We start from the raw sequence: 7375 nt of genomic DNA, 5'->3' as shown, positions 1-7375 counted from the left end.
AGGCGCCCTCGCTCATCGCGCCGACGGCGGTGGCGATATCGGCATGGCCGGAGATGATGATCACCGGGATATCGGGGTCGAGCGCCCGCAGGCGCCGGAACAGTTCGATCCCGTCCATACCGGGCATGCGGATATCGGTAACGACGATACCGGCATAATCGGGGCCGATGCGCGCCAGCGCCGCCTCGCCGGAGGGCAGCGCCACCACGCGGAAGCCGGCAAGACGCAACGCCTGGACATTGGCGTCGCGCAGGTCGGAATCGTCGTCGACGAAGGAGACCTCGATCGCGGCGGGTGCTTCCGACTCGCTCATGCCGCAGCCCTTTCGAGGTTGATGACGAAGCTCGCGCCGATGCCGGGCCGGCTCGTCGCGGTCAGCGTGCCGCCGAATGAGACGATCATGTCCTGCGAGATCACCAGCCCAAGGCCCAGCCCCTTGGGCTTCGAGGTGCTGAACGGGGTGAAGAGCTGCGCCAGCGCCTGCTCCGACAGGCCAGGGCCACGGTCCGTAATCGCGATCTCGACCCGGTCGTCACCTGGCGTAACCGTGATCGCCAATTCAGGCTCGCCGCCCGGCCCGCCTTCCATCAGCGCTTCGATCGCGTTACGCAGCAGGTTGACGAAGACCTGTTCGAGTTCGATCGGCCGGGCGATGACGTGGACCGGCTCCGGCGGCGCCGTCACGAGCGGCGTCACACCCGCCTGCCGCAAGGGGCCTTCGAGCAGGGTCAATGCGCCCTCGATGATCGTGCCGATCGGAACCGGGGCCAACGGCTCCTTGCCGCGGCGAGCGAAACCGCGCAGCGCTTCGGTGATCGCGCCGATCCGATCGGTCAGCGAGACGATCCGGACCAATGCGCCGTCCGCATCCGCGGGCTCGGCGCGCCTGAGGAAGGCGCGGGCATTCTCGGCATAGGTGCGCAGCGCCGCGAGCGGCTGGTTGACCTCATGGGCGACGCCGGCCGTGATCTGGCCGAGCGTCGCGAGGCGGTTGGCCTTGGCCAACTCCTCGCGGAGATTGGAAAGGCGCTCCTGCGCGAGCGTCCGCTTCGCCATCTCGGCGACGAGGCGTTCATTGGCGCCGGCAAGCTCCGCCGTGCGCTCGTCGACGCGCTCCTCGAGCTCGGCCTTGGAGCGGGCATCGGCCTCCTGCCGCGCGAGATTGCGCTGGCGGCGATAGAGGGCGAAGCCGGCCAGCGCCGCCCCCGGCATCAGCAGGAGCGCGACCAGCGCCTGCAACTGCGAACGTCCGCCGGTGATCGCGGCATCGACGGGCTGGAGCGCCTCCAGCGCCCAATTCGTGGTCGCGACGGGCTGGCGGATCCGGACATAGCGGCCGGCGAAGGCTCCTGCCCCTTCGAAGAGGTCGCCGCGCTCGCGCAAGGGCAGCAAGGTCAGCGGTGCCGCGCCGAACTGGAGCGTGTCCCGGATCGTGGCTGCGGTCGCTGCGTCGAGAGGGGCCTCAACGCGGAAGCGCCAGTCGTCGACCGTGGAAAGCAGCACGACGCCGCGCTGGTCAACGACGAAAGTCTGGCCGCCAAGCGCGCGCCAATCCGCCTCGACGCGGTCGAACTCGGCCTTGACGACGATCACGCCGAGGCTGCGGCCGCCCTCCTCGATCCGCCGGGTGATGTAGAGGCCGGGGCGCTGGCTGACCGTGCCGAGCGCGAACTGCTCGGCGGTGCCGTTTGCGACGGCGCCCCTGAAATAATCGCGGAAGCTGTAATCGTTGCCGACGAAGCTCGTCGGCTCGTTCCAGTTGCTGGCTGCGATCGCGACGCCGTCCGGGCCGAGCAGATAGATCACCGCCGTGCGGGCTTCCTTCGCAATCGCTTCGAGCTTGAGGTCCAGCCCGTGGCGGCTGCCGCCGGTCAGGGCCTGGCGGACATCGGGGTCGCGGGCGAGGATCACCGGCAGGGCGCGCTGCTTCTCCAGCTCACCGCGCAGAATGGCGCGCGCCAGCGTGCCGCTATCCGTAGCCCGGCTTTCGGTCGCAGCGATCGCGCGGCCGCGGCCGATCTCACCAGCGGCGAAGAGCCCCACGATGGCGAGCGTCGCCACGACCAGCCCGAAGACCAGCCAGCGCAGCGTCGCGGCACTCTGCCATGGATCGCGCCCGGAACCGCTCATTCCCCGTCGTTGTGCGGAATCCCGCACAAATCAAGAGGCCGCGTGCGGAATTCCGCCGATGGCGCTCGCAAATTGATTCCAGATGGAATCACAATCGATTGTTTTTGCTGGTGAATTCTTACCTCAGCGGGTTGGCACGCAGGTTGCGAAAGAGGGGCAGCGGTTTCGAACAAAACCAAGACGACCGCCGACCCAAGGAGCAGACCATGGCGACCCCGATCATCGCGCCCGCTCAGCCGGCGCGCCCGAAGAAGTTTTACCAGCATCTCTATGTGCAGGTGCTGTTCGCCATCGCGGCGGGCATCCTGCTCGGTCATTTCTGGCCGGAACAGGGCGCCGCCCTGAAGCCGCTCGGCGACTCCTTCATCAAGCTGGTGAAGATGATCATTGCGCCGGTGATCTTCCTGACGGTCTCGACCGGCATCGCCGGCATGACCGACATGAAGAAGGTCGGGCGCGTCGCCGGCAAGGCGATGATCTATTTCCTCTGCTTCTCGACGCTGGCGCTGATCGTCGGCCTGGTCATCGGCAACCTGATCCAGCCCGGCACGGGCCTGCACATCAATCCCGCCAGCCTCGATGCCAAGGCCGTCCAGGGCTACGCCGCCAAGGCGCATGACACGAGCGTCGTCGGCTTCCTGCAGAACATCATCCCGGACACGATCGTCGGCGCCTTCGCCTCCGGCGACATCCTGCAGGTGCTGTTCTTCTCCGTGCTGTTCGGCCTGTCGCTCGCGATGGTCGGCGAGCGCGGCAAGCCGGTGCTCGACTTCCTGCAGGCGCTCTCGACGCCGATCTTCAAGCTGGTTGCGATCCTGATGAAGGCCGCCCCGATCGGCGCCTTCGGTGCGATGGCCTTCACCATCGGCCGCTACGGCATCGGCTCGGTCGCCAATCTCGCCTTCCTGATCCTGACCTTCTACATCACGGCGGCGGTCTTCGTGCTCGGCGTGCTCGGCATCGTCGCCCGCTATAACGGCTTCTCGATCCTGGCGCTGATCCGCTACATCAAGGACGAGATCCTCCTCGTCATCGGCACCTCCTCCTCGGAAGCCGCGTTGCCGAGCCTGATGGAGAAGATGGAAGCGGCCGGCTGCAAGCGCTCGGTCGTCGGCCTGGTCATCCCGACCGGTTATTCCTTCAATCTCGACGGCACCAATATCTACATGACGCTGGCGGCCCTGTTCATCGCACAGGCGATGGATATCCACCTGCCGCTCGGCGACCAGATCCTGCTGCTGCTCGTCGCCATGCTGTCCTCGAAGGGCGCGGCCGGCATCACCGGCGCGGGCTTCATCACGCTCGCGGCGACGCTCTCCGTCGTCCCGGCCGTGCCGGTCGCGGGCATGGCGCTGATCCTCGGCATCGACCGCTTCATGTCGGAATGCCGCGCGGTGACCAATTTCATCGGCAATGCCGTCGCCACGGTCGTGGTGGCGCGCTGGGAAGGCGAGCTCGACGAGAACCGCCTGAAGGCGGCGCTTACCGGCCAGTTGCCGGACTTCCTCGACGAGCCGCTGATGGCCCCGGCCGAGTAGTCCGGGCACCCACGAAAATAGCTGCCGCCGCCGGCATCCCGGCGGCGGCTTTTTGTTTGGGCCGAACAACCTTTGTCATTCCGGGGCTTCGCGCAGCGAAGAACCCGGAAGCCACGACTGGGTGCACTACCCTGCAACCACAAGTCTAAAACGCTCACCCGGTCGTGGGTTCCGGGTTCGCGCCTGTGGCGCCCCCCGGAATGACAAGCGTTCCGCTTCAAGCCACGATAATCCTCAGAGCGTCGAGCGGCGCACGGTCAGATCGGAGCGCTCGTAGACGGCCGGCAGCAGGTCGACGCCGAGGCCGGGGGCCTCCATCGGATAGACATAGCCGCCCTCGATCCGCGGCATCTCGGTGACCAGCTCCAGATACCAGCCGCGATAGAAGGCGCGCACCGATTCCTGGATCAGCGTGTTCGGCTGGCTGAAGGAGGTATGGATCGCCGCGACGAAGCCGACCGGACCGATGCAGTCATGCGGCGCGAAGGGGCGGTGCCAGGTCTCGGCGAGCGCCGCGATCTTGCGACCCTCGGTCAGGCCGCCGGTCCAGCACAGGTCGACCATCACGACATGGGCGGCGTCGCGCTCCAGCATGTCCTTGTAGGGCCAGCGCGAGCCCAGCGTCTCGCTGGCGCAGACCCAGACATCGGTCGAGCGGGCGTATTCGGCCAGCGCCTGCGGCGAGTTCATCCGGATCGGGTCCTCGTACCAGGTCGGCTTGTAGGGCTCAAGCACGCGGGCGATCTGCTTGGCGGTCGGCAGGTTCCAGAGCGAGTGGAACTCGACCATGATCTCCATCTTGTCGCCGACCGCCTTGCGAATCTTTTCAAAGGGCTCGACGGCTTTCTTCATCTGCTCGGCGGTGATGTAGAGACCCTGGTTCTCGATCGCGGCGGGGTCGAAGGGCCAGATCTTCATTGCGCTGATGCCCTGCTCGAGCAGGCTTTCGGCAAGGACATCGGCGCGGTTCATGAAGCCGTCGAGGTCCTCGTAGGGACTGTCCTCGTCGCCCAGGCTCCAGTTAGAGACCGGCTTGATGTTGCTGGAGCGGACATAGCGGGTACCGGCGCAGGTATTGTAGATGCGCTGCTTGTCGCGGCAGAGCCCGCCGAGCATCTGGTGCACCGGCTGGCCGCAGACCTTGCCGAAATGGTCCCAGAGCGCGATGTCGATCGCCGAGGTCGCGCGCGATTCCGCGCCGGTCGAGGATTGCGCCATCGGCAGGTTTGTCATCTCGCGATGCAGCGCCTCGATATGCAACGGGTTCTTGCCGAGCAGGCGCCCGGCCAACGTGTCGTGGATATGAGCCTCGACGGAAGCAGCGCCATAGAAGGTCTCGCCGAGCCCGATATGGCCGGAATCGGTGTGCACGCGGACCCAGAGCACGTTGCCGAATTCCTCGGCGCGCAGGGTTTCGATGGCGGTGATCTTCATGGCGTTCCGTCCTGTTCAGTCTTTCCGGGAGCGGGCGCAAAGCCCCTCGCCGCCTGTTGTTCTTGAAGCTCACAGCACCGAGATCATGCCGCCATCGACATAGATGATCTGGCCGCTGACATAGTCGGAGGCGGAGGAGGCAAGGTAGACGCAGGTGCCGGCGAGCTCGTCCGGACGGCCCCAGCGGCGCGCCGGCGTGCGGCCCTTCACCCAGGCGTCGAAGGTCGGGTTGTCGATCAGCGCCTGGTTCATGTCGGTCAGCATGTAGCCGGGGCCGATCGCATTGGCCTGGATGCCGAGCTCGCCCCATTCGGCCGCCATCGCCTTGGTCAGCATCTTGATGCCGCCCTTCGCCACCGTGTAGGGCGCGACCGTGGCGCGTGCGAGCTCGCTGGTCAGCGAACCGATATTGATGACCTTGCCGTGGCCGCGCCTGGCCATGCGGCGGGCGGCCTCGCGGCCGACTATGAAGGCGCTGGTCAGGTTGGTGTCGAGCACGCGGCGCCAGTCGGCCGTCTCCAGTTCCAGCATCGGCTTGCGGAACTGGATGCCGGCGTTGTTGACGAGGATGTCGACCGCGACGCCCTCGGCATCGAGCGCGGCGAAGGCAGCGACCACAGCCTGCTCGTCAGTGACATCGAAATTCAGGCCGCGCGCCTTGTGGCCCGCCGCATTCATCGCTGCGACCGCGTCGGCAAGGCGCCCCGCATCGGCACCGTTGAGGATAATGCTCGCGCCCGCGGCCGCGAGCCCCTCGGCCATGGCACGGCCGAGCCCGCGCGAGGAGCCGGTCACGAGCGCGGTGCGCCCCGAAAGATCGAAGGGAGAGCTCACGATCGGCGTCCTATGTCGGCGGGATCTGGAGGGCCGGATGGGCCGGCATCGAAACGTTCGCGGCGAGCTGGGCGGCGTAGCGGCGATAGGATTCACCGATATGCTTGCGCATCGCCTCGCCTGCCCCAGCCGGGTCTCTGGCGCGAATGCGGTCGAGGATCGCGGCGTGATCGGCACGGCGGATCGCGATGTTGGAATCCTTGCCGCGATCCTTGTCGCGCATGCTGCGGATCGAGTTGAGCAGCGGGCTGGAGACGAACTGGAGCACGGTCAGGAAGAGCGGATTATGCGCGGCCGTGGCGATGGCGAGGTGGAGCGCGAGGTCATGGGCGGCGCTGTCCTCGCCCGCATCGTCGGCGGCGTTCAGTGCAGCCTCGGCCGCGTCCATCCGCGCGAGATCGTCGGCAGTATGGCGTAGCGAAGCCAGCTGCGCCGCCTCCACTTCCAGCCCGAGGCGGAACTCCAGGAATTGCAGGATCGACTGCTCGGAGGCCGCGATCTCGGCGCGCCGCAGCCGTAACGAATCCTGCTGGTTGACGAAGAGCCCGAGCCCGCGCCGGCTTTCGACGATGCCGTCGGCCTTCAGATAGGCGATCGCCTCGCGCACCACCGGCCGGCTAACACCGAGCTGGCGAGCGAGCTCCGCCTCCGAAGGCAAACGCGCGCCGGGCTGCAAGGCGCCTGAACGGATCGATGTCGCCAGCGCGGTGGCGGCGTCGCTCGCGAGATTGGGCCGTGATCCGATGGCTGAGAGCTGCATGACGGGTTCCTGTTGCACACAGCATTGTCATGCTATCAGTTGTCTGACAACCTGACTTCTACGCTTTGCAGGCATGCCGGCGCTAGCCTGCTCGCCGTTGGGGATGGCCTTCTTCATTCCGGGCCGGCCTTCAGGCCGAGCTGGAAACCCGCAAACAGGGCGCGCTCGTCATGGTCGGGCTTGTCCCGACCATCCACGTCTTCCTTCAGGCTATGCGGTGTTCAAGACGTGGATGCTCGCCACAGGGGCGAGCATGACGGAAACGGGAGCACGCACGGTGCTTCCGGAGCCCGGGGCTGAGGCCTGCGTCGGAATGGCGGCAGAGCCTTGCCGGAATGTAGCGCCGCCTACCGCCCGCCCGCGCCATCCACGATCTGCCGGATCGCGATGCGGTCGAAGAGCGGTTCGCAGTCGCCTTCCTGATCGACGGCGATCTCGCCGTCCTTCACACGGAAGCGGATTACGGTCGCACCGGCCCCGCGCCAGTCGGCAGTGTCGCCGTCATCTTCATAAAGCTCGCCCGACGCGCCCTCGACGGGGCCGCAGACAAGGATCTCGCGGAGATCGTCGATGCCTTGGGGGTTGCCGAGCGGGATCAGCGCGCCGGCCCTGGCGAAGACCGGCAGGCGGCCGAGCGGCGCCGCGACCGTCACGACCGCGCCGCCGTCGAAGTGCTGGC

Annotated in this window: 6 protein-coding genes and 1 pseudogene; 1 reads left to right on the top strand and 6 read right to left on the bottom strand. The window is 67.0% G+C overall.

Annotated features, from left to right (window positions below; all coding sequences use genetic code 11):
* Positions 1–313: response regulator (locus tag Q0Q02_RS22375; RefSeq protein WP_293812851.1), on the bottom strand; the 313-nt coding region annotated here is incomplete at its 3' end.
* Positions 310–2130, bottom strand: a complete 1821-nt coding sequence (locus Q0Q02_RS22370; RefSeq protein WP_293812849.1) for an ATP-binding protein — start codon at positions 2128–2130, stop codon at positions 310–312. The genes Q0Q02_RS22375 and Q0Q02_RS22370, both read right to left, overlap by 4 nt.
* Before the next feature lie 206 nt (positions 2131–2336).
* Here Q0Q02_RS22370 and Q0Q02_RS22365 point away from each other — a divergent pair, with 206 nt between their 5' ends.
* Positions 2337–3668, top strand: a complete 1332-nt coding sequence (locus Q0Q02_RS22365; protein ID WP_293812847.1) for a dicarboxylate/amino acid:cation symporter — start codon at positions 2337–2339, stop codon at positions 3666–3668.
* A 234-nt stretch (positions 3669–3902) separates the two neighbouring features.
* Here Q0Q02_RS22365 and Q0Q02_RS22360 read toward each other — a convergent pair whose 3' ends face one another.
* The 4 genes and pseudogenes from Q0Q02_RS22360 to Q0Q02_RS22345 all read right to left on the bottom strand — a co-directional run.
* Positions 3903–5102 (bottom strand): mandelate racemase/muconate lactonizing enzyme family protein, encoded by a 1200-nt coding sequence (locus Q0Q02_RS22360; protein ID WP_293812845.1) that lies wholly within the window; start codon positions 5100–5102, stop codon positions 3903–3905.
* Positions 5103–5171: 69 nt separating this feature from the next.
* Positions 5172–5939: an SDR family oxidoreductase gene (locus Q0Q02_RS22355; protein WP_293812852.1), complete on the bottom strand. Its 768-nt coding sequence runs from the start codon at positions 5937–5939 to the stop codon at positions 5172–5174.
* Between the two features lie 7 nt (positions 5940–5946).
* The gene (locus Q0Q02_RS22350; RefSeq protein ID WP_293812843.1) at positions 5947–6696 is read right to left on the bottom strand and encodes a FadR/GntR family transcriptional regulator; all 750 of its coding nucleotides are present in this window, start codon (positions 6694–6696) and stop codon (positions 5947–5949) included.
* Positions 6697–7043: 347 nt separating this feature from the next.
* A pseudogene (locus Q0Q02_RS22345) lies at positions 7044–7375 on the bottom strand (glycoside hydrolase family 31 protein); the annotation flags it as partial.

It is taken from the genome of uncultured Allobosea sp. (assembly GCF_945956895.1).
Lineage (GTDB): Bacteria > Pseudomonadota > Alphaproteobacteria > Rhizobiales > Beijerinckiaceae > Allobosea.
The sequence above is the reverse complement of the archived record's forward strand: the minus strand, read 5'-3'. Positions and strand labels throughout refer to the sequence as shown.